Raw genomic sequence first — 18714 nt, 5'->3', positions numbered from 1 at the left:
CGACAAGGTCCCAGACCTGCCAACCCTCTGGCGTTGCCGGACGGTTCAGCCGCGCCGGGCAGTCCGGGCAGGCTTGCTCGCGGCCCTCGTAGGGTGCGCATGCTTCGCAGTAGCGCTCGCCCCCGCCAAAGGACCATTCGGCGAGAGCGCGGAGGCGTTTTTTTCCTGTTCCAGCAGCAGACCCTTCGAGACGTAGGTCAGCTGGAAGGCTTCGAAGATCGGCCAGACATCGAGCAGCGCGTCGATGGCCTCCGGGCTCGGGTCGATCACGTTGCCATCCGCGTCCCCGATGCCGTCCCAGGCGAGCACGGCACGCCGCGCGAGCGCCTTCGCGAAAGCGACGGCGCGTTCCTCGTCCGAGGCTTCTTCCGGAACTGCCTCGACGGCGGGATCGCTCCGGGTCGCCACCATTAGCGCCGTGGTCAGCGGGCGCAGCTGCACCCGGACGCCGGGGGCGACGTCGTGCCAGCGCGGCGCGTTGGTCAGGTCGAGCGTGAGCATCAATACGTCTCCACTTCATTCACGAGGGTGGCGGTGCACATCCGGCCGACGACGCTGTCGCGCGCGGCCTGCCAGTCGAACGTCGCCTGGACGCCCTGCGGACCCGAGATCTCGATGCGCGGGCGCGGCAGGTAGACGGCGTGCACGGTGAAGGTGAAGCTTTCGCCCGAGGGGAGGACGTAGGCGAATTCCATCTCGCAGGCCTCGCCGTTGATGGCCTGCGTCACCAGCGTCTGGTCGGCGAAGCGCACCTCGATCCGGCCGGTCAGCGCGGCGATGGACGGGTCGGCGCCGTCGATGCGGCCGTCCGAGCGGATCGTCTCGATCCGGTCGAGGTTGTTGGCGTAGGTGATCTCGGCTGAGACCACGTTGCCGAGGGCGGACCCGTTGCGCGTGATCGCCCCGTTGAAATGCCCGAAACGCTTCAGCTCCAGCGCGGCGGGTGTCCCGGCGCTGGTGGTCGTGCCGACCGTCTCGCCCTGTGCGACCAGCCGCGCAGTTGCCGTCAGCAGGCCGGAGCGCTGCATCTGCCAGGTGATCTGGTCGAGCACGCAGCCGGAATACATCGCGTAACGCGGCACCTCGGGCATGCCGGTCTCGATCGACATCGAGGGCAGCGTCCAGGACCGCGACTGGAACTCGTGCGTCCAGGGGCCGGTGCCGGTGGTGGTCGGTGCGCCGAACGCCGCCTTCAGCCAGAAGCCGAAGGCCTCTGCGTCGAGCGGCACCACGACGTCGCCGTCAGCCGTCACCGCGTCCTTGATCGGCGCCAGCGGGTCGCGTCCGTAGCCGAGAAGCTCGGAGTTGAGGAGCGGCTGCTCCGCGCCGAGCGATGTGCTGGCGAAGGGCATGCGGGTGAAGCCGCTGGCGGGCGGCGTTCCATAGGTCGTTTCGAACGCAAGCGCCATCAGCGCCCGCGCCCCTTGGGCTCGTGCCATGTTCGTCTCCTGTGGTCGGTTGGGTCAGGCCAGCGGGTCGGCCGTGGAATAGTGCAGCACCACCGGGATGACGGCCGCCTTCAGGCTCGCCGCGCCTTCGACCGGCAGATCGACCGGCCGCGGCGCTTTCGCCTCGACCCAGTCGCAGAGCCCGCCCAGCGTGCGGTCGGCGGCAAGCATCGAGCCGACGCTGGCGGTCAGCGTGTCGAAGGCGGCGTCACGGTCGGCGCCCTGAACGACCGCCTCGATCTCGGCGCGGTGCTGATAATGGTAGTGTAGCGGCGACAGTGTGACCTCCGGCTCCCCTGGCTCGCCATCGCGCAGGATCAGCAGCCCCTCGGCCGGCACGCGCTCGGGCAGCACCTCACCGCGCAGGGCGGTGGCGGGCAGCACCGAGAGCCGCGCGTGCAGCGCGGCGAGGATGGTTTCGCGCGGGGTGGGCATGAAAGTTACACGTCACCAGAGGCTGTTGCTGCGGCTACCTTCTGGCCCCAACGTCCAGCTTGTCGCGCAATGGCCTCCGACTTTGCAGATGGCCAACTAATCTCTTTGAGAAATTCGTTAAGAAGCTCTGTTGGCTCGTAAGCATCCAGCGCGCGAGCGTCATTCCAACTAAGCGCATGCTTCGGCGCAATCCGCCTAACTTGAGTTTCGAGAGCGTAGAGTTCTGTTTTCGAACAATGTTGCAGAGGCATACCGACTGCACTGCAATATCTTCTCGAAAACATACGTCGAAGCTCTTTTGCAGCGCGCCCGTCTCCAGCATGTGTAAACAGGTCGCCCCGCGTGTGAAACATGCGCCCCGCATTGTATATCGTGGAGAACTTGTGGCTATTTCCATCTCCACCAACATGGTAGTCATGGATCCGCCTTCTCAGACCCATCTCTGTCACTCCGATGTAGCGGGCCACGCCTTCATGATCGTACAAGGCATATATGCCCTGATCGGTAGGCAACGCGTTCAATCTGACCGGGGGAGATTCAAGCAATCTCTCGAGAACAGTTTCTGACCTCATGGATAACTCCGCCATTTCTTTCGGCTTAGGCCATCTACAGCCTCCCCTCCACCCAATTCGCCACGATCAGCCCCGGCACGCTGTTCAACGTCCGGTCTGCATCCCGCGCGAGGTCGAGCCGCTTCGGCAGCTTGACCTGCGGAACCAGCAGGAAGATCGGCGCGGTGACCTTGCCGCGCCCGGTCTTCGAGCGCGACACCACCGCCTGGCCCTTCGTGTTCAGCCGTCCTTCCGTCACCAGCAGGCTCGGACCCGTCCGGCGATAGACGAAGCGCAGGCGCAGGCCACGGCGGCGCTCCCATTCGCCGGGCGTGATCCTGCCCCCCCGCAGGGACTTGCCTGCGGCTGGCAGCGGGATCGCCAGCCAGAACCCGTCTTTCGAGCGGATCAGCGGGCCGGTATCGTGTGCGCCGACAATGACCGGGGCCTTGGACCAGACCAGCGCTGCGGCGTCCAGGCTCTCGCCCGACCTCGGGAAGTTCTGGCTCCGGATCGAGTTGGCCAGCCGTGTGCCGAGCCCCGCGCCAGTGATCTGCAACCGCCATGCGCTCTTCAGCCCGGTCCCGGCCTCGCGCATGGCGGCCGTCACCGCGCGTTCGCCCGCCGCGACCTCGGCCGCCATCATCGCGACGATGTCGGGATCGATGTCGAGCTTCAGTCTCATGCAGGGCGCAAGTCCACTGTCCAGACCAGCCGCTCGCGGTCGCGGGCGGGCTCGCCTTGAATGAGGAAGGCGTCGCCGTCGATCTCGATGCGGTCGCCGGGGCGCGGGGTCGCCACCTCGGCGACGCGCAGGTCGATTCGGGTGGTCTCGGACCAGAGGCGCGCATCGCCGAAGTCGGAGACGACATCCGCACGCCGGGCGACGGCACGCACCAGAACGGGCGCGCCGCCATCGGCGATGTAGACCGCGTCCCGGCCGATGTTCGGGTCGGCGAAGAGCGCGCCAACGGCGGCGGCGAAGGCGCTCATCAGAACGTTGCGTTCAGGCGCACCCGGCCGATGGTGTCGCCCGCGCCGCTCGCCACCGCCTCGACCGCCACGCCGACAAGGGTGTTGTCGGTTGCCACGGTCGTGCAGCGCTTGTTGGTGTCGTCCCAATAGACCTTAGCGCCGACGGTCCATGCCTGGGAGCCGACCTTGGTGATGTCGAAGACACCGACGAGCGCGGTCTCGACGGGCTCGCCGAGGGCGGCGTCCCCGGCGGCGATGCCGAAGATGGAACCGACCAGCAGGCCATCGCCGGAGGCAACGGCATAGGGCGCGGTCAGGGTGATAGTGTTGCCGGGCTGGACGTAGTTTTTCATGGGGGTGATCCTTGTGGAAAGACGAAGGGCGGCCCGTCAGGACCGCCCGTGTGTCAGGGTTCAGCATGTCGGGGTGCGGATTACGCGCCCGGGTTCTTGTAGAGGCCGCGCCAGTCGATGGCCTTCGCGCCGAAGTCGAGGCGGCACTTGATCTCGACGCCGTCGACGTCGAAGCCGTTGCGCGTCTCGATGTAGGCGCCTTGCTGACCCTCGAGATAGGCGTACTCGATGGTGTCGATCTGGTTCGGGCTGGCAGCCAGATACCAGGCCGTCTCGCTGGCGGCGTCGAGGCGCGGCTCGCTGATTGGCGCGAGGGTGCGGATCGATTGCGGCACCACGCTGGACGTCGCGGCGGGCACGAGGTTCTGGGCGACCAGCTGCTCGGCCTTCAGCTCCAGCGAGGCGGGCACGATCAGGAAGGCGGGGCGGACGTTCAGCACCGTCTTCTTGTCGAGGCCGGTCTGCTTGGCCATCGCCGCCCGTGCCGCGCCAACGCTGCCGACATCGAGCGCCGCGCCGGTGCCCGCGAGGTTCTTGTGAGTGGTGTGGAACAGCGCGTTGCCGTCCGCCATCGCCGGGTTCGAGGTGATGATCCCCCAGACCACATCGCTTTCCAGCTGCGCGATGGAATTGCCGTACATCGCCGGGATCCGGGTGAAGGCGTCGAGATCGTCGTTGATCAGGGTCTGGCGGGTGATCGCGACCACGCGGCCGTAGGTCTTGACCTTGTAGCTCTCCTTGCTCTCACCGAGCGTGCCGCGCTTGAACTCGCCGCTCTCGCCGACTTCGAGCAGCTGAGGGGCCTCGCCCAGCTGGACCCGGTGCATCGCCTTGAAGTCGGTCGCCAGCACCTGGCGGCAGAACAGCATGAAGGTGCGGGGATAGGCCTCGTAGGCTTGCCGCAGGGTCTTGTTGGTGACGGCCGACAGGATCTCGGGGAAGTCGGAGGTCGAATGCAGTGCCCGCGTCGCCACCTCGTCGCGCGAGAGGCCGCGGGTGTTCACGCCCGCATTGCCGAGGCTTTCGCGGGCCAACTCCAGCAGGGTCATGCCGCGATACTGGCGCGCGGCGTCTTCCAGCGGGAACAGCGTCGGGCTGTAGCGGTGCAAGAGCGCGTTCGCCACCGCGTCGCGGCGGGTGATGAGCTCGTCCCGGCCGCCGAGGGGGACGGAAACATGGGGGAAGGTCCGGGTCTCGTCCGACTTCGCGGCGACCTGATCGAGGATCAGTCGGCGGGATTCATCGACACTGACGCCGCGCTTGACCAGATCCTCGGCAAAGCCGCGCTCGAGGTTCAGCCGCCCGGCCAGATCGTAGATGGTGGAGACGCGGTCGCGCTCGGCCTCGCGAGCGCGGGTGGCGATGGCGTCGGTTTCGGAGACCTCGGGCTTCTGGGGCTTCGGCTGGTTGCGCGTCTGCGCCTCGGCCGCGCCGGTCTTGTCGTCGGTCATGGGGGTCTCCTCGGTTTCGACCGGCTCGGTCGGCTGGCTGGTGCTGGTGGCCTTGGCGTCGTCGCTGGCCGGGGTCTGGGTCTTGTCCGTCATCGGGAATGCTCCTTGCTCTGTGGGGGCGTCCCGGCGGTAAAGGACGCAGTCGTGAAGGGGATGCTGGGCGCGGAAGCCCGCTGCCGGGTCGGCGCCGACCGCGACGGCGGAGATCTCGAAGGGCGTCCAGTCCACCGCGCGCCAGAGTTCGCGCGCGGCCTCGGGCTTCGAGACCTCGAAGCGGTGGACCTGATAGCCGATGGAGACCGCGCGGATGTGCCCGGCCTGGATGTCGCGCCAGATCGGTTCGACATCGGCGCGCTCGGAGATCCGCACCAGCGCGATGCCGCGGCCGTTCTCGATCCGCGCCGAGCCCGGAACGACCGAGCCGATCACCGCATCCAGCGTGTCGAGCTCGTGCACCTTGAGGAAGGGCGCGCCCGCGTTCAGCCGGTCGAGGCGGACATGGGCCGGGTCGAGGCTCAGCTCCTCGTCATAGGGCTCGCCGAAGAAGGTGGCGCGGCGGACGCGGGCCCCGGCCGACCAGACCACCTCGACGGTGCGGCTGTCGGCATCGGCCGTGTTCGGCGCAAGCTCCGCCGACCGGCGCATGGCCGGCAGTTCGATCATCGTGTCCATGGGGTCAGTCCTGTTGGTCGGCCTGCGCCGGGTCATTGTCCGCGTCGGCAGCTGGGTCGTCGGCGGTGGTGTCGTCAGCGGCGGGATCGTTCGCCGGATCGCCGGTCTGCGCGCTGCCGGTTTTCGTGACGCGGCGCGGATCGCTGTCGAGCACCAGCCCCAGCGCATCGAGCTTGGCGTTGGTCGCCGCGATCTCGGCCAGCACCGCATCCGGGTTGCGGCCCTGTTTCGCAATCACCTCGGCCAGCGTCATGGTGCCCGAGCGGATCGACAGCAGGTTCGCCATCGCGTCCTTCTGCGGATCGACCGCCTCGAACTTTGGCGGCGACCATTCGACCGGCACGGTCGGCGACGGGATCTGCCCCGCCGCCCACGCGGCTTCCGTGAACCAGCGCCAGACGGGTGCGCAGAACATCGGAATGAAGAGCTGCCACTGCACGGCGTCGATCTGGCGGCGGAACTCGACGAGCCCCGCCCGGATCGAGGAATAGTTGACCTGGCTGAGGTCGCCGGTCAGCAGCTCGTAGGGCACCCGGAACCCGGCCGAGATCGTGTGCAGGCTGGCGCGCTTGTATTCGCCGTAGCCACCGGTGGCGGAGGGCTGGTTGAACCGGATGTCCTTGCCGCCCCGCGCATAGGCGATCAGCCCCGGCTCGAACTGCTCGACCCGGTTGCCATCGGCGTCGACCACCGAGGGCGCGATGCCCTGCTGCGCCTCGTCGTCGCCAAAGACGATGGCGGTGACGCAGGCCTCGGTCTTCTTGCGGACCAGTTCCGCCACCTCGTAGTCGTCGAGATCGCGCAAGGACCGGATCACCGGCGCGCCCCACGGGACGCCGCGCGCCTGCGTGCGCTGCTTCTCATAGATGTGGGCGATCTCGGTCGCCGGGACCGGGCGGCTCTGCAGACCGTTCTGCAAGGCGCCATAGGCATCGCCCGGATGTTCGGCATGAAGCCAGTAGGCCCGGCGCTTGCCGACCGGGTCGAACTCGATCCCCTGCACCAGCCGCCCCGCGCCGAGGGCGCCGGATTTGGTGGCGTCGAGGAAGTCGGCCTCCAGTACCTGCAATTGCAGCGGCACAGGCAGACCGTCGCTCGCTCGCCGCAGACGGCGGCGCACCAGGACCTCGCCCGCCTCGACCATCTCGCGGCAGATCAGCGTCTGCAGGCCGTAGAAGTCGAGCTGACCATCGGCGTCGCAGTCCGCCGTCCAGCGCTCGAACAGCGTATCCACCTTGCGGTCCAGCGTGTCGTCGCCGCTGGCGGCGCGGGGCATGATGCCCGCGCCGACGATGTTGTTCACCAGCACCGCCACGGCCTTCGCCGCATGCGGGTTGTTGCGCACGAGGTCGCGCATCCGGTCACGCAAGAGCGCCCCGGCCACGCCGATCTCGGTGTCGGCCGAGGATCCCGGCGCGCGCCAGCCTTCGGTGCGCCGCCCGCGCGCGGCGCCGTCATAGCCCCGCGTCAGGGTCTCGAAGGCCTGCCGGGCCATAACGCGACGTGCGGCCATGCGCGGCGCCACCGATGCGATGGCGTGGTCGAGCCAGGTCGCCGACATCACCGGTCCCCGCGCGAGAAGCCCGCGAGCCCAGCCACCGGCAGCGGTCGGGTTGTCCCGGCGATGGCGCGCTCGATGGTGCGGATGCGGGCGAGCAGATCCTCGGCCGAGCCGTAGTCCACCGACTTGCCGTCATAGCTGACCCGGGTCGTGCCGCTGGCGTAGGCCCGGCGAAGCGCCGAGAGCTCCGTTTCCGTCCAGTTCATGCCCTTCGCTCCCGCTCAGTGCGTTCGTCCCTCGCGACGCTCCACCGGAGCCTCGCGTCCGCTGCGCGGACCGGTCCTCACCATGTCAAAACCACCCTCCGCGCCGCCCGAGCCAGTCGGAGCGGCGCTTGCCCTGTGGGGCCTGTCCCGGCCGGTTGATCTGCCCGGCGGGATCGGTGTCGGTGGGGGCGGCCCCGAGCTGATCCTCGAGGTCGCGCCATTTGTCGTCGGGCCATCGGTCCGCGCCCGCGATCCAGGCGGCGGCGCGGGCATAGACCCGGCAATCCAGCGCCTCGTTGCGCTCGCGCAGCTTCTGCCATTCCAGCCGGGCGAAGCCGCGCTTCGTGCGCACCGTCACCAGCTGCTCGGCCACGAACTGCTTCAGCCACTCGTTCTCGACCCAATGCGGCAGATGCACCGATCCTGGCGGGAGTGCCGCCCCCTGGGCCATGTCCTCCTCGGTCGGCCGCGCCAACCGCAGGAAGCGGTAGGTCTCGGCCTTGAAGGTCGACACCGCCACGGTCCAGAGCCGCGCGCCACGCCGCAGGCGTTTGCCGCCCTCGGTCGCATCGACGAAGGTCGGACCCGACACCGGGCTCGAGCGGTTGAACCCCTCGACGCCCTTGACCGGCGACACCTGCCCAAACCCCTGCGCCCGCGACCAGGAATAGACCGCCGGGGCCTCGTAGCCGGTGTCGATGGCGAGCCGCGCGATCCGCAGATGCGCGCCGCGTTCATGCGGCCAGCTTCGATCCAGCAGCGCCGTCAGCTCCGACCACGCGTCGTGCCGGTCCGGCCCGCCCTCAATCACGACATGATCGACGAGCCAGCTTTCCAGACCGCGCCCCCAGGCCCAGACATCGACCTCGATCCGGTCCTTCTGCACGTCGGCCCCGGCCGTCAGGAACAGCCCGCCCGCTGGCACCGTGCCGGATGTCCAGCGCTCGCGCCGGTCGTAGAGCCGCTGCCAGTCGGGCGCTTCCCCGGTCTCGACCCATGTCTCGCCGAGGATCGTGTTGCGGAACGCCTTGATTGCCTCGTCCGACCCCTGAGCCGCGTCCCATGCCCGCACGATCCGCTCCCAACTCAGCCAGCCGATCGGCGAATAGAGCGCCGAGAGGTGATACCCGACCGTGGTCGGATCGGCCGCCGTGGCGGTCGCCCGCCATTCGCCGCCCTCCAGCATGGCCGTCTTGTGGTGCTCCGCGATTGCCGCGTCGCAGCCCTCGCAGTGATATTCCGCCGTCTCCGGGCGGCCCTTCTGCCAGCGCAGCCGGTCAAACTTCAGCCACTGCATCGCGCCGCAATGCGGGCACGGCACGAAGAACCGGCGCTGGTCGCTCGCCTCGAACTCGCGCTCGATCCGGCTCAGCCCACGGATGGTGGGCGTCGAGACCAGCAGCACCTTGCGCCGGTGGGCGAAGGTCAGCGACCGCGCCTCGGCCAGCGTGACCGGATCGCCTTCCTCATCGGCCGAGGCCGGATAGGCGTCGACCTCGTCGAGGAAGATGTAGCGCGCCGGAGTGGACCGCAGCCCGACCGCCGAGTTCGCGCCCGTCATGATCAGGATGCCGCCTGCGAATTCCTTCGACAGCATGGTATTGCCCGCGTCGCGCGACCGGGCGGGCTTCACCCGCTCCCGCAGCTCCGGGCTCTCGTCGATCAGCGGGTCGATCCGCTGGCGCGAGTTGCGCTTGGCCAGCTCGACCGTGGGCTGGACCGCCAGCATCGGACCCGGCGCCTGGTGGATGGCGAACCCGATCCAGTTGTTGCCCGCCTCGGTCGCCCCGACCTGCGCGGCCTTCATGAACACCACCCGCTGCGTGGGATCGCCGGGCGACAGCCGGTCCATGATCTCGCGCATGTAGGGCGTGCGCACCGTGCGATACCGCCCGGGTTCTGCCGAGGCTCGGCCCGAGAGCATCCGGTGCCGGTCCGCCCATTCCGAGACGGTCAGGTCCGGGTCGGGCCGCAGCCCGTTGCCCCAGGCACGCGGGATCTCACCCGCGCCGTCGAAATCGGTCAGGCCATCATCATCACCGGAAGTCGGGCCGGACCTCGGCGAGTTCGTCGAGGTGGGCGCGTACATGTTTCTCCAGCACCTTCTGCATCGCGGCTGGCTCCACGGTGATCTGTTGACCCGTCGCGTCGCTGCACGAGGCCGAGAGTTCTGCCGCCATCAGCGCCGCCGCGCGCGGGGGCCAGTTCACCCATGCGTCCCGTTCCTCCCGCGCCAGCCGGAACACCAGCGCCAGGGCGCGGGCCCGCTCGATCAGCTCCCCCTTCAACTTCTGGAGCCGGATGCGCCGTTCCTGCGCCTTCAGCACCTCGTTCGCCGTCTTGGCCTGCAGGAAGGTCGTGCCGCCGCCGACCGCCGGGACCGCCAGTCCCTGTTCGCGGAGCGTGTCGCCGACGGCGGCCACCGCCGCCTCGGGGACACGCTTCAGCTTCGGCATGGGCGGCTTTCTCGTTTTCGACGGGTCCGTCGTCTCGGCGCGCCGGGCGTCGCTGGCGGCGGCGTTGATGCTGCCGTCGGGATAGAGGATCAGGCGCTCGGCCGTCTTCGCCTTCTGGATCGCGCCCCGCGACAGGCCGACATGGGCGGCGTACTGGCGCTCGCTCATGCCCTGCATCGGCGGCTCCGATTATCATTCAAGATCATGCGCTTGTCGAGTTGATAAGCGCTGCGGAGAGAGCGAACGTCACTCCAGCGAAGCGATGCAACTCACCAAGGAGCCACCACGATGACCACGCGCCTGAACCCGATCACCACCCCGCGCCACGAACTCCGCGCCGAGAAGGCGCGCCGGAACAAGGAAGCCGCGCTCGCGGCCTTCATCGGCAAGAAGGCCGAGATCGACGAGATGCTCGCCCGCCTGCAGGCACTCAGCGACGACCATTTCAACTGCGCCCCCGACGAGGCGGGCTGGGCCATGGTCGGTACCCTCGAACACTACGCCAGCCTCCTGAAGCGCATCACCGACAGCGCCTTCGGCGAGGGCGAACACGCCCGCTGATCTCCGGCGCTGCCGGAACTCCCGCCGCGCGCCCCGCGCGGCTCGTGGTCGTAGAAGGCGCCGCATGACGCGGACCCGAATACGGAGACGACCCCATGACCAAGCTTTCCGACACCCAAGCCATCATCCTCAGCTCTGCCGCACGGCGCGAGGACCGCAGCGCCCTGCCGCTGCCCGAAAGCCTGCGCGGCGGCGCTGCCGCCAAGGTGGTCGGCGCGATGCTCGCCAAGGGCTTCCTGCAGGAGGCCGACGCGGACATGCGCAAGGGCGAACCCGTCTGGCGCGAGACCGGTGACGGCCACGGCGTCACGCTGGTCGCCACCGACGCAGGCCTCGCCGCCATCGGGATTGAGTCCGAGGACGCGAACACCGCGCCTGCGGGCGCGACGGACGTGCCGAGCGAACAGCCCGCGCCGAACACCCCCACTGAACCAAAACCCGCGCCCAAGGCGCGCACGCCCCGCGAGGGCACCAAGCAGGCCACGCTGATCGCCATGCTGCGCGCGCCGGACGGCGCGACCATCGAGGAGATCATGGCCGCGACGGGCTGGCAGTCTCACACGGTGCGCGGCGCGATGGCCGGGGCGCTGAAGAAGAAACTCGGGCTCGAGGTGACCTCGGAGAAGGTCGAGAGCCGGGGGCGCGTTTACAAACTCCCCGCTGCCTGACGCGCCGGACGCCGACAAGTCGATGGCCGCCGTCCCGCCGGGGCGGCGGTCGATCATTTGGCGGTCCGCATCCGGATCGCCTCGAACACCCGCCTCAAGGCGAAGGAACGCGCTATCGACACGATAGTGAAGATGGCGCCCATCTTCAGGTTCTGCGCCAGCGTCGTGTGCAGGCCGAAGATCGGGAAGATCAGGATCTGCGTCATGACCGCGACGCCGTAGCCGACGATCACGTTGGCGACGAACTCGACCAGAGACATGAAGCGTGACTGCTTCATGCGGCGGACTTGCGCTTTCGCGCGGGTTCGGGGGCTGCGTCCTTTGCTGGCGCATCGGCCGGGGCATCGGCGTCGTCGCCCAGCCGCTCGGTTCTCACCTCAGCGAAGGTCCGTCCATCGCCATCGAGGATCGCGTCGCGCCCGGTCTCGGCCTGCCAGCGTTCCACCGCGACATCGACATAGGCCGGGCTGATTTCCATCGCGAAGACGCGGCGGCCATTGGCTTCGCCCGCCATGATCTGTGAGCCCGAGCCGGAGAACGGTTCGTAGCAGAGGCCGCCGCGCGCCACATGTTGGCGCATCGGGATGCCGAAGGCGTCGAGCGGCTTCGGCGTCGGGTGGTCGGGGCGCTCGTCCTTGGCGAAGGACGGCATCTCCCAGGTCGAGGGCAGCGTCTGCTCGGCCACCTTCGGCGGGCGGTTCGGACGGCGCCAGCCCATGAAGCAGGGCTCGTGCTTCCAGAGGTAGTGCGAGCGGGTCAGAACCCCGCGGTCCTTCACCCAGATGATCTGCTGATGGACGAAGGCCCCGGCCTTTTCCCAGCAGGCCTCCAGCATCGCCTGGCGGCGCGAAGCGTGCCAGCAGTACCAGGCGGCATCCTCGGTGATCGCCTCGGCGACAGCGGCCGCGATGAAGCCGTCGTAAAGCTCGGCCCCCTGCGAACTGTCATCCCAGGTCGTGCCGTAGGACGCAGACCAGTCCTTGTTGCGGGTCGGATGGTTCGAGCCGTCGTAATCCACAAGATACGGCGGGTCGGTGGCGAACAGGATCGCCCGCTCGCCATTCATCAGGCGGCGCACATCGGAAACGCTGGTGCTGTCGCCGCAAAGCAGTCGGTGATCGCCGAGGATCCACAGGTCGCCCGTTCGCGATGCCGGATTGCGCGGCGGCTCGGGAATGGTCACCGGCGGCACGGAGCCCCCGGCGCCACCTTCTTCACCGTCGTCTTCCGCGACGTAGGCCAGCAGCTTGTCCAACTCGCCGTCGGAGAAACCGACCAGCGACAGGTCGAAATCCTCGGCCAGCAGGTCGTTCAGTTCGGCCGACAGCAGCGCCTCGTCCCACGTTCCGAGTTCGGTCAGCTTGTTGTCCGCAATCCGGTATGCCCGCCGCTGCGCTTCGGTTAGGTGCCCCAGCACGATGACCGGTGCTTCGGTCAGACCCAGCTGCGTTGCCGCCAGCACCCGGCCATGACCCGCAATCAGTTCACCATCCTCGGCCACCAGGCACGGCACGGTCCAGCCGAACTCAGCCATGCTGGCAGCGATCTTCGCGACCTGGTCCGCGCCATGCGCCTTGGCATTGCGGGCATAGGGCTGGAGCTTGGCCAGCGGCCACATCTCGATCCGATCCGGGGCAAAACTCAGCGTCATCGTCGGGTCATTCCTCGGATCAGGATGGATACCCCTGGCTTCCGGACTCCGGGGTCCAGACTGGACTCCACGCGGGGTCCAGCGGCCACTAGGGGTGTCCAGCTTCAAGGGTTTGAATTTGCAGTGTTTCCGGCGGGTTCAGGCGGCGCTGGCTTCCGGGTGGCTTCCCAAAAATCGAGGCCACTCGCTGGCGATGTCCCGCGCTTCGCCCGCCAGCATACGAATATCGCCCAGAAGGAACCGGAAACTGCCGTGGGCTGGACCCCGGCCGGACCCTCGCTGGATACCGGGGTCCAGAAGGCCCCAGTCAACGCAAAGGGGAGAGCGAGCTTTCCAGCGCACTCTCCCCATCTTGCCTTCGGAATAGCATGGATCTGTTGCAGATGTCGAAGGAAAAAGTGTTGCAACACATTGGAGTCACTGCGCATTCAGCCGCGCAGCGATCTTGGTCAGGGCCAGTTGCCAGCGCCGCCACGCGGTCGTGCGGTCGCAGCCCAGCTCGCCGCTGATCTGCTTCCACGGCACGCGGGCCGCGCGCGACCAGACCAGCTTGCGTTCCGCCTCCTCGATCCAGAGCACCCAGTCGAATGTCTGCTCGAGCCGGGTGATCGCGGCGGCCGAGGGCCAGACCCGCATCGGCTGCGGCTCCATCGCCGCGATCTCGCGGCTGGTCCGCACGATGTCGGGCCAGGTGTTGAAGTAGCCCTGCGCCTTGACCGGCGGCAGCTTGCGCAGGGTGCGGAACGCCTCCTCGAAATGATCGGCGACGCAGTCGGCGGTCCATTCGCGATCAGCCATGGCGCGCCTCCCTGTCGGACGGGCGCGGTCCGTAGAGCTTCTCGCCCAGCTGGCGTACCAGTTCACGCTCGGGCCAGGTGAGGCGGTCGTCATCGGCAGAGACCGCGAGGACGCCCTGTTCCCGCCAGCCCTCGCGCTTGACTTGCTCGGGATCCCGGCGCCGACCGCCGTAGCCGTGGGGATGCCATCTCATGCGACACCTCCGTTCGTCTCGATCGCCCAGAGCAGGAGCGCGATGGCGTCGGCCTCGTTGTCGTCGACCGGGCTGAAGCCGCGGGCGCGGACGGCGGCGACCATGGCGGCCTTGTCGGCGTTGCCCTTGCCTGCGGCATGACGCTTGATCGTGCCGACCGGGACGCCCTCGTAGGGCACGCCGCGCAGCTCGGCCCACGAGGTCAGGGTTGCCATCAGCCCGCCGTAGATGTGGGCCGCGTCGGTGCCAGCGTGGCGGCGGACTTCCTCGAACCAGATGGCGGCGACAGGACCGGAGAGCCGGTCGATCTCGGTCAGCCAGTTGGTGAAGCGCAGATAGCGCATGCCGCCGCCGTCGAAGCGGCCGGGGCGCAGCGAGACGGTGCCGCTGGTGATCAGACCGTCGTGGCCGCGGATCGCCCAGCCGGTCGAGGTGCCGAGGTCGAGCGCGAGGATGCAGCGGTTGCGGGGGGCGTCGAGCGGCAGCGATTCAAACCTTGCGCCGTCGCAATTCGGGATCAGAGTCGGCTGAGCCATGATGGGTCTCCTTTGCCGGTGGCCTGTGGTGGTGGAAGACGACGGCGGTCTGGTGCTTGGCGGTACGGGGCCGCCGTCGTCGGATCGGGAAGCGCAAGGGAGCGTCACGGCGGCGCGCGCGGCTGGCCCAGACGTATGGGAGGAGTGGCCAACCCTGCGGGGTGGCCCTCCCATACGTAGTATGGGGGTTTGACACCTAACTGTTCCGGGGAGAACAAGTGGCTGAAATCATTGCGGAATAAGACTTCATGAAGTCTTCGGGCATGAGTGAGGGACCTAACTCTTATTTGCCCGTAACCCGTTGATTTCGTTGAGTGCACAGTTGGCGCTGTCATATGAGTCAGGCCTCACTCATATGAGTTAGGTCGTCCTCGAGCCCCTCCGGGTAGACCCAGACGGCGGGGTTTTCGACCTGCAGGCAGAGCCCGGATTGGGGGCACTTGAAGTGGCTGGGCAGGACCGGACGGGCGCTTGTGGTGACCTCGCCGGTGTCCGGATCGACATCCTCGACAGGCGCGCCGAACTGCATGCCCTCGACGCAGAGATAGCCGAACCGCGACCGGGTGATGGGGAAGCCGAACCCCGAGGGGTCGCGCAGGAACTTCACGAAGCCCTTGGTCGCCAGCACGCTGAGGCGCTCGCGGATGGTGTGCTTGCTGCCCAGACCGCCACGGTTCTCGAAGGTCTCGGCGAACTGCATGGCGGTGTAGAGGCGCTCGCTCGCCGCCTCATCCAGCAGCATGCCGAGGATGACATCGTGCTTGCGCAGCCGCTCGGCATCGAGCTTGGCGCCAACCTCCTTGCGCACCAGGCGCTCGTTCATCGGGTTCAGCTCGACCCATTCGCCCTTCACCTTGTCGATCAGCTTGCCCGGCAGCGCGGGGCCGTTCCGCAGTTCGATTTCCAGCCTGCGGACGGTGCTGTCCTCGTCGGGCCGGTGCATGAGCAGCCCGGAGGTGTAGAAGCCGCGCAGCGCGCTAGCGCCGGAGAGCGCGAGGAAGGGATCGTCCTTGACCTGGTGCTTGCTGGCCTTGCGGGTGTGGTGAGCGAGGATGACGCCCGCGTCCGGATTGACCGCCTCGCGCAGTAGCTCCACCCGGTCCTTCAGGAAGAACATCATGGCGGTGTTGTCGTTCTCGCCGCCGCCGTCTGGTCCACCGTCGAAGAGGTTCCGGATCGGGTCGATGACGATGATGTCGGGCGGCGCGTCGGGGAATGCGACCCGGATCGCCTCGGCCACGCGGGCGACGCCCTCGGCGTCGAGCAGCAGCTTCAGCTTCGGGGTGGCGATGAAGGTGTCGCGCGCGGCGGCGATCACGGTGGCGGGCAGCGCGATCTGCTGCATGCGCTCGCGCAGATAGTGATACTGGATCTCGGCTTGAAGGTAGAACACGCGCAGCGGCCGGGGCGGCGTGAAGCCGAGGAAGGGCACGCCTGCCGCCATGTGCACGAGCCAGGAGATCAGGAAGTCGCTCTTGCCGACCTTGGGCGCGCCGCCCAGCACCAGGAGCCCGCCAGGTGTCAGCACGCGGGGGCCGATGATGTCCTCCGGCATCGGACTGGTGTCGTCGAGCAGCGCGCCGAGGCTGAATGTCGGCAGCGGGCTGGCCGGAGCATCGATGTGGGCTGCGCGCAGGAGCGGCGGACCGTTGCGCTTCACATGCAGCGCCCAGAGCCGTTCGGACTCGGCCTTCAGCCGATCAAGCGGCCAGGACGGGCGCAGCATGGCGGCGTTGTAGCCGCAGATCGCCTCCCAGCCCGCGAACGGGTCGAGGCGACCCTCGTGCACGAGGCGCACGTAATGGCCGATGGCGGCGCTGGCCCCCTGGAACCGGGACCAGTCGTCAACCGCGCCTTCGCGCACCGGCGTCGTGAGCACCGCGTCGATGCCGGGCTTCGCGGTCGGCGCGGCAACGTGGCTCTCGAAGCCCACACCGGGCAGCGGCGGCATCTCGGCGACCTTCTCGGCGAAGTCCGCAAGGTCGACTTCGACGTCACGCTGTTCGCGGATCTGCACGAGGCGCTGGTGGCCGTGCTTGTGATAGACGGTGCCGGGCACCCGGATCGGCTGGTGCGCCGAGCGGAAATGCGTGTCGCCGCCGACCTTCACGGCGATCTCGCCGCGCAGGCGGCAGAGGGTGGTCAGATCTTCGCCCTCGGCGGGTTCGGTCAGTTTCCACCAGACATGGAGCTTGGCCGCACCCTCGGGCGTCCGCCCGCCGCTCTCGATGATCAGCGTGGGCGCGCCTAGGTGGCGGGTGACATGGTCGAGCTTGGCCGGGATATCGCCCGCGTCGAGATCGACGACGATGGCCTGCATCTGCAGCACGTCGGCGGCGCGTGCCTGGCCCTGTTCCTCGACCGTGCCGGGGATGACATAGACGGCGGCACCCTCGCGGTTCGCCCATCCGGCGAAGGTTGCGAGTTTCTCGGGCGCGCTGTCGTCGCCCGGGATCCAGATGTTGTGCGGCTTGCCGTCCCGGCCCTGACCCTTGTCGACGAAGCCGCGTAGCGGGATCAGCCCCTCGCACCAGCTGAACACGGTGTCGAGGAACACGGCGATCTGCTCGGGATCAGGGTCGCAGCCGAAGGGGTTCTCGGACGGCGGCCCGTCGTTGAAGTCCATCCACGGGTTGAAGTGCAGGATGCCGTCGTCGCTCATGCCGGCAGCCCCCAGCAGCGCTCGGCCCACGGGCAGAAGCGGCATTCGAAGAAGTCGGGCGTGGTGGCGATGCGCGGCAGCAACTCGCCCGCGTCGGTCGCCTGCAGGATCCGCACGCCCCGGTCGGACATGCGCTGCGCGAGATCGGCGTCGAAGGGCACCAGTTCGTGGTGCATCTCGGCCGTGTCCTTGTTGATCGCGGTGAACACGGCAGGCGCGGCCGAGATGCCGGGGACTGTCCCTTCCATGTAGGCCTGATAGAGCGCGATCTGGGCGGCGTAGACCGGCTTGGATTTCGTCACGCCGTCCTTGACGCAGGCACGCCAGTTCTTGGCGTTCATGGTCTTGCATTCCCAGAGAGCGGGAACGGCCAGCTCGAAGCCTTCGGGCCCCGCAGCGATGATGCCGTCGACATGACCGCGGATGCGCCCGCCCACGACGGAGAACCCGAACTGGCCGCCATCGGGCCGGTTGCCCTTGCGGGTATAGAGGTCGAAGCCCGCGCCGCGCAGCCAGGCGACGGCCAGATCCTCGAGCGCATGGCCGATGGCGAAGATGCGCAGCGACTGGCCCGAGAAGTCCTGGCCCTCGTCCTTCGGCGTCGCCGTGAACTCGAACTGCAGCGCCCGCTCGCAGGCATGGCCGAGGCGCGAGCCGCCGAGGTAGTCGCGGGGCGGCCGCATGGCCTGATCGGCGGTGAGCGCCTGATCGACGGCGGCGTTGACCCGGTCAGCGAAGCTGGGGCGGCGGTTATAGTCCAGCATGCTGTCCTCCCTCGTAGCTGCGGTGGGCGAGCCCGTGGCAGGTCGAGCAGAGCCATTCGACCGAGAGCGGCGCGTCATAGTCGTGGTGATGCGCTTCGAGGTCGGTCACGCAGCCACATCGCTGACACCAGACCGGCACGACGATCCGACAAGCCTTGACGGCACGCCTGACGATGCTGTGGGCCCGATATTTCTCGGCGTGGCGCAGGCGATAGCGACGCTGCGCCTCCCGATGCTTCTCGGGATTGCGGAAGTTCTGCGCATAGGCACGCTGGTATTCCCGGCGGCAATCCCGGCACCAGGTCTGCCGACCATCGGGACTGAGCCGGCGGCGTCCGAACTCGCAGACGTCCTTCTTGACGCCGCATTTCGTGCAGAGCTTGGTCAAAACGGCACCTCCGGCGTCTGCGCCCGGGCGATGTCGGACATGGCCTCGCGGAAGCCCTCGACGGCTTCCTCGATCAGCGCGCGCACCTGCGCCTCGGTCAGATCGGCAAGCGGGGTGGCCCAGCCGATCTCGTCCATCAGCAGGGCGACGCGCTTCATGGTGGCGGTGATCGCGGCGCGCTCTTCCTCGGTCAGGTCAACCATGGCGAAACGCTCCCGCGCCAAGCGCGTCCAGAAGGACTGGCAGGGCATCGAGCAGAACCAGACCGATGGCCGGGGCCGCCTCATTCGGTGCGGATCGAACCAGCCAAAACCACGGGTGGGTTGCCGGCAGACAGCACAGAGCCTTCCACGCGGATGCCAGAGCCGCCGCCGGTCCTCGGCCG

23 protein-coding genes are annotated in these 18714 nt (G+C 68.3%); 2 read left to right on the top strand and 21 right to left on the bottom strand.

Annotated features, from left to right (window positions below; genetic code table 11):
* Window positions 1-45: 45 nt before the first annotated feature.
* From CYR75_RS04220 to CYR75_RS04165, 12 genes are all read right to left on the bottom strand, one after another.
* A complete protein-coding gene (locus tag CYR75_RS04220) occupies window positions 46-501 on the bottom strand; it encodes a hypothetical protein (protein WP_090735013.1) in 456 nt (151 codons plus the stop codon).
* Window positions 501-1439 carry a phage tail tube protein gene (locus tag CYR75_RS04215; protein ID WP_090735011.1) on the bottom strand — a complete coding sequence of 313 codons (939 nt, stop codon included), beginning with the start codon at window positions 1437-1439 and terminating at the stop codon, window positions 501-503. Before CYR75_RS04215 ends, CYR75_RS04220 begins: the two co-directional genes overlap by 1 nt.
* Window positions 1440-1463: 24 nt before the next feature.
* Window positions 1464-1883 (bottom strand): acyl-CoA transferase, encoded by a 420-nt coding sequence (locus tag CYR75_RS04210; RefSeq protein WP_090735009.1) that lies wholly within the window; start codon window positions 1881-1883, stop codon window positions 1464-1466.
* A 5-nt stretch (window positions 1884-1888) separates the two neighbouring features.
* Complete coding sequence (locus tag CYR75_RS04205; RefSeq protein ID WP_090735085.1) at window positions 1889-2455, bottom strand: hypothetical protein; 567 nt, start codon at window positions 2453-2455, stop codon at window positions 1889-1891.
* Window positions 2456-2489: 34 nt separating this feature from the next.
* Window positions 2490-3119 carry a DUF6441 family protein gene (locus CYR75_RS04200; protein ID WP_101498971.1) on the bottom strand — a complete coding sequence of 210 codons (630 nt, stop codon included), beginning with the start codon at window positions 3117-3119 and terminating at the stop codon, window positions 2490-2492.
* The gene (locus CYR75_RS04195; RefSeq protein ID WP_101498970.1) at window positions 3116-3427 is read right to left on the bottom strand and encodes a head-tail joining protein; all 312 of its coding nucleotides are present in this window, start codon (window positions 3425-3427) and stop codon (window positions 3116-3118) included. The genes CYR75_RS04200 and CYR75_RS04195 overlap by 4 nt, the downstream gene beginning before the upstream one ends.
* Window positions 3427-3762: a DUF2190 family protein gene (locus CYR75_RS04190; protein WP_101498969.1), complete on the bottom strand. Its 336-nt coding sequence runs from the start codon at window positions 3760-3762 to the stop codon at window positions 3427-3429. Before CYR75_RS04190 ends, CYR75_RS04195 begins: the two co-directional genes overlap by 1 nt.
* An 80-nt stretch (window positions 3763-3842) precedes the next feature.
* Entirely contained in the window at window positions 3843-5885 is a 2043-nt protein-coding gene (locus tag CYR75_RS04185) for a prohead protease/major capsid protein fusion protein (protein WP_101498968.1), read from the bottom strand.
* A 4-nt stretch (window positions 5886-5889) separates the two neighbouring features.
* Window positions 5890-7446: a phage portal protein gene (locus tag CYR75_RS04180; RefSeq protein WP_090734999.1), complete on the bottom strand. Its 1557-nt coding sequence runs from the start codon at window positions 7444-7446 to the stop codon at window positions 5890-5892.
* On the bottom strand, window positions 7446-7652 hold the full coding sequence (locus tag CYR75_RS04175) for a phage head-tail joining protein (RefSeq protein WP_101498967.1): 207 nt from the start codon (window positions 7650-7652) through the stop codon (window positions 7446-7448). Before CYR75_RS04175 ends, CYR75_RS04180 begins: the two co-directional genes overlap by 1 nt.
* Window positions 7653-7737: 85 nt before the next feature.
* A complete protein-coding gene (locus CYR75_RS04170; protein ID WP_101498966.1) occupies window positions 7738-9741 on the bottom strand; it encodes a phage terminase large subunit family protein in 2004 nt (667 codons plus the stop codon).
* A complete protein-coding gene (locus CYR75_RS04165) occupies window positions 9689-10285 on the bottom strand; it encodes a hypothetical protein (protein WP_101498965.1) in 597 nt (198 codons plus the stop codon). The genes CYR75_RS04170 and CYR75_RS04165 overlap by 53 nt, the downstream gene beginning before the upstream one ends.
* Before the next feature lie 111 nt (window positions 10286-10396).
* On the opposite strand from CYR75_RS04165, the gene CYR75_RS04160 reads away from it, so the two are divergent.
* Together CYR75_RS04160 and CYR75_RS04155 are read left to right on the top strand one after the other, a co-directional pair.
* Window positions 10397-10669: a hypothetical protein gene (locus tag CYR75_RS04160; RefSeq protein WP_036751164.1), complete on the top strand. Its 273-nt coding sequence runs from the start codon at window positions 10397-10399 to the stop codon at window positions 10667-10669.
* A gap of 95 nt (window positions 10670-10764) precedes the next feature.
* Window positions 10765-11337 (top strand): DUF3489 domain-containing protein, encoded by a 573-nt coding sequence (locus tag CYR75_RS04155; RefSeq protein ID WP_090734992.1) that lies wholly within the window; start codon window positions 10765-10767, stop codon window positions 11335-11337.
* A gap of 53 nt (window positions 11338-11390) precedes the next feature.
* Here the strand turns inward: CYR75_RS04155 and CYR75_RS04150 are convergent, their stop codons facing one another.
* From CYR75_RS04150 to CYR75_RS04115, 9 genes are all read right to left on the bottom strand, one after another.
* On the bottom strand, window positions 11391-11615 hold the full coding sequence (locus tag CYR75_RS04150) for a DUF7220 family protein (RefSeq protein WP_090734990.1): 225 nt from the start codon (window positions 11613-11615) through the stop codon (window positions 11391-11393).
* Window positions 11612-12988 carry a site-specific DNA-methyltransferase gene (locus CYR75_RS04145; RefSeq protein ID WP_101498964.1) on the bottom strand — a complete coding sequence of 459 codons (1377 nt, stop codon included), beginning with the start codon at window positions 12986-12988 and terminating at the stop codon, window positions 11612-11614. Before CYR75_RS04145 ends, CYR75_RS04150 begins: the two co-directional genes overlap by 4 nt.
* Window positions 12989-13405: 417 nt before the next feature.
* Window positions 13406-13786 (bottom strand): DUF6362 family protein, encoded by a 381-nt coding sequence (locus CYR75_RS04140; protein WP_018303644.1) that lies wholly within the window; start codon window positions 13784-13786, stop codon window positions 13406-13408.
* Entirely contained in the window at window positions 13779-13979 is a 201-nt protein-coding gene (locus CYR75_RS04135) for a hypothetical protein (RefSeq protein ID WP_071796301.1), read from the bottom strand. Before CYR75_RS04135 ends, CYR75_RS04140 begins: the two co-directional genes overlap by 8 nt.
* Window positions 13976-14515: a hypothetical protein gene (locus tag CYR75_RS04130; protein WP_225972833.1), complete on the bottom strand. Its 540-nt coding sequence runs from the start codon at window positions 14513-14515 to the stop codon at window positions 13976-13978. The genes CYR75_RS04135 and CYR75_RS04130 overlap by 4 nt, the downstream gene beginning before the upstream one ends.
* Before the next feature lie 340 nt (window positions 14516-14855).
* On the bottom strand, window positions 14856-17177 hold the full coding sequence (locus tag CYR75_RS04125) for an AAA family ATPase (RefSeq protein WP_225972832.1): 2322 nt from the start codon (window positions 17175-17177) through the stop codon (window positions 14856-14858).
* Window positions 17174-17941 (bottom strand): PD-(D/E)XK nuclease family protein, encoded by a 768-nt coding sequence (locus tag CYR75_RS04120; protein ID WP_101498962.1) that lies wholly within the window; start codon window positions 17939-17941, stop codon window positions 17174-17176. Before CYR75_RS04120 ends, CYR75_RS04125 begins: the two co-directional genes overlap by 4 nt.
* Window positions 17928-18329 carry a hypothetical protein gene (locus CYR75_RS15955; protein WP_139206505.1) on the bottom strand — a complete coding sequence of 134 codons (402 nt, stop codon included), beginning with the start codon at window positions 18327-18329 and terminating at the stop codon, window positions 17928-17930. Before CYR75_RS15955 ends, CYR75_RS04120 begins: the two co-directional genes overlap by 14 nt.
* A complete protein-coding gene (locus CYR75_RS04115) occupies window positions 18326-18532 on the bottom strand; it encodes a DUF6511 domain-containing protein (RefSeq protein WP_045683641.1) in 207 nt (68 codons plus the stop codon). Before CYR75_RS04115 ends, CYR75_RS15955 begins: the two co-directional genes overlap by 4 nt.
* Window positions 18533-18714: the final 182 nt, after the last annotated feature.

The organism is Paracoccus jeotgali (genome assembly GCF_002865605.1).
Classification (GTDB): domain Bacteria; phylum Pseudomonadota; class Alphaproteobacteria; order Rhodobacterales; family Rhodobacteraceae; genus Paracoccus; species Paracoccus jeotgali.
The sequence above is the reverse complement of the archived record's forward strand: the minus strand, read 5'-3'. Positions and strand labels throughout refer to the sequence as shown.

Bases quoted from the DNA above. Each gene is read 5' to 3' on its own strand.
- CYR75_RS04145 (WP_101498964.1), bottom strand. From the start codon at position 12,988: ATGACGCTGAGTTTTGCCCCGGATCGGATCGAGATGTGGCCGCTGGCC.
- CYR75_RS04115 (WP_045683641.1), bottom strand. From the start codon at position 18,532: ATGGTTGACCTGACCGAGGAAGAGCGCGCCGCGATCACCGCCACCATG.
- CYR75_RS04150 (WP_090734990.1), bottom strand. From the start codon at position 11,615: ATGAAGCAGTCACGCTTCATGTCTCTGGTCGAGTTCGTCGCCAACGTG.
- CYR75_RS04165 (WP_101498965.1), bottom strand. From the start codon at position 10,285: ATGCAGGGCATGAGCGAGCGCCAGTACGCCGCCCATGTCGGCCTGTCG.
- CYR75_RS04170 (WP_101498966.1), bottom strand. From the start codon at position 9,741: ATGTACGCGCCCACCTCGACGAACTCGCCGAGGTCCGGCCCGACTTCC.
- CYR75_RS04130 (WP_225972833.1), bottom strand. From the start codon at position 14,515: ATGGCTCAGCCGACTCTGATCCCGAATTGCGACGGCGCAAGGTTTGAA.
- CYR75_RS04140 (WP_018303644.1), bottom strand. From the start codon at position 13,786: ATGGCTGATCGCGAATGGACCGCCGACTGCGTCGCCGATCATTTCGAG.
- CYR75_RS04135 (WP_071796301.1), bottom strand. From the start codon at position 13,979: ATGAGATGGCATCCCCACGGCTACGGCGGTCGGCGCCGGGATCCCGAG.
- CYR75_RS04160 (WP_036751164.1), top strand. From the start codon at position 10,397: ATGACCACGCGCCTGAACCCGATCACCACCCCGCGCCACGAACTCCGC.
- CYR75_RS04120 (WP_101498962.1), bottom strand. From the start codon at position 17,941: ATGCTGGACTATAACCGCCGCCCCAGCTTCGCTGACCGGGTCAACGCC.
- CYR75_RS04155 (WP_090734992.1), top strand. From the start codon at position 10,765: ATGACCAAGCTTTCCGACACCCAAGCCATCATCCTCAGCTCTGCCGCA.
- CYR75_RS04175 (WP_101498967.1), bottom strand. From the start codon at position 7,652: ATGAACTGGACGGAAACGGAGCTCTCGGCGCTTCGCCGGGCCTACGCC.
- CYR75_RS04195 (WP_101498970.1), bottom strand. From the start codon at position 3,427: ATGAGCGCCTTCGCCGCCGCCGTTGGCGCGCTCTTCGCCGACCCGAAC.
- CYR75_RS04220 (WP_090735013.1), bottom strand. From the start codon at position 501: ATGCTCACGCTCGACCTGACCAACGCGCCGCGCTGGCACGACGTCGCC.
- CYR75_RS04125 (WP_225972832.1), bottom strand. From the start codon at position 17,177: ATGAGCGACGACGGCATCCTGCACTTCAACCCGTGGATGGACTTCAAC.
- CYR75_RS04185 (WP_101498968.1), bottom strand. From the start codon at position 5,885: ATGGACACGATGATCGAACTGCCGGCCATGCGCCGGTCGGCGGAGCTT.
- CYR75_RS04190 (WP_101498969.1), bottom strand. From the start codon at position 3,762: ATGAAAAACTACGTCCAGCCCGGCAACACTATCACCCTGACCGCGCCC.
- CYR75_RS04215 (WP_090735011.1), bottom strand. From the start codon at position 1,439: ATGGCACGAGCCCAAGGGGCGCGGGCGCTGATGGCGCTTGCGTTCGAA.
- CYR75_RS04210 (WP_090735009.1), bottom strand. From the start codon at position 1,883: ATGCCCACCCCGCGCGAAACCATCCTCGCCGCGCTGCACGCGCGGCTC.
- CYR75_RS04205 (WP_090735085.1), bottom strand. From the start codon at position 2,455: ATGAGGTCAGAAACTGTTCTCGAGAGATTGCTTGAATCTCCCCCGGTC.
- CYR75_RS04200 (WP_101498971.1), bottom strand. From the start codon at position 3,119: ATGAGACTGAAGCTCGACATCGATCCCGACATCGTCGCGATGATGGCG.
- CYR75_RS04180 (WP_090734999.1), bottom strand. From the start codon at position 7,446: ATGTCGGCGACCTGGCTCGACCACGCCATCGCATCGGTGGCGCCGCGC.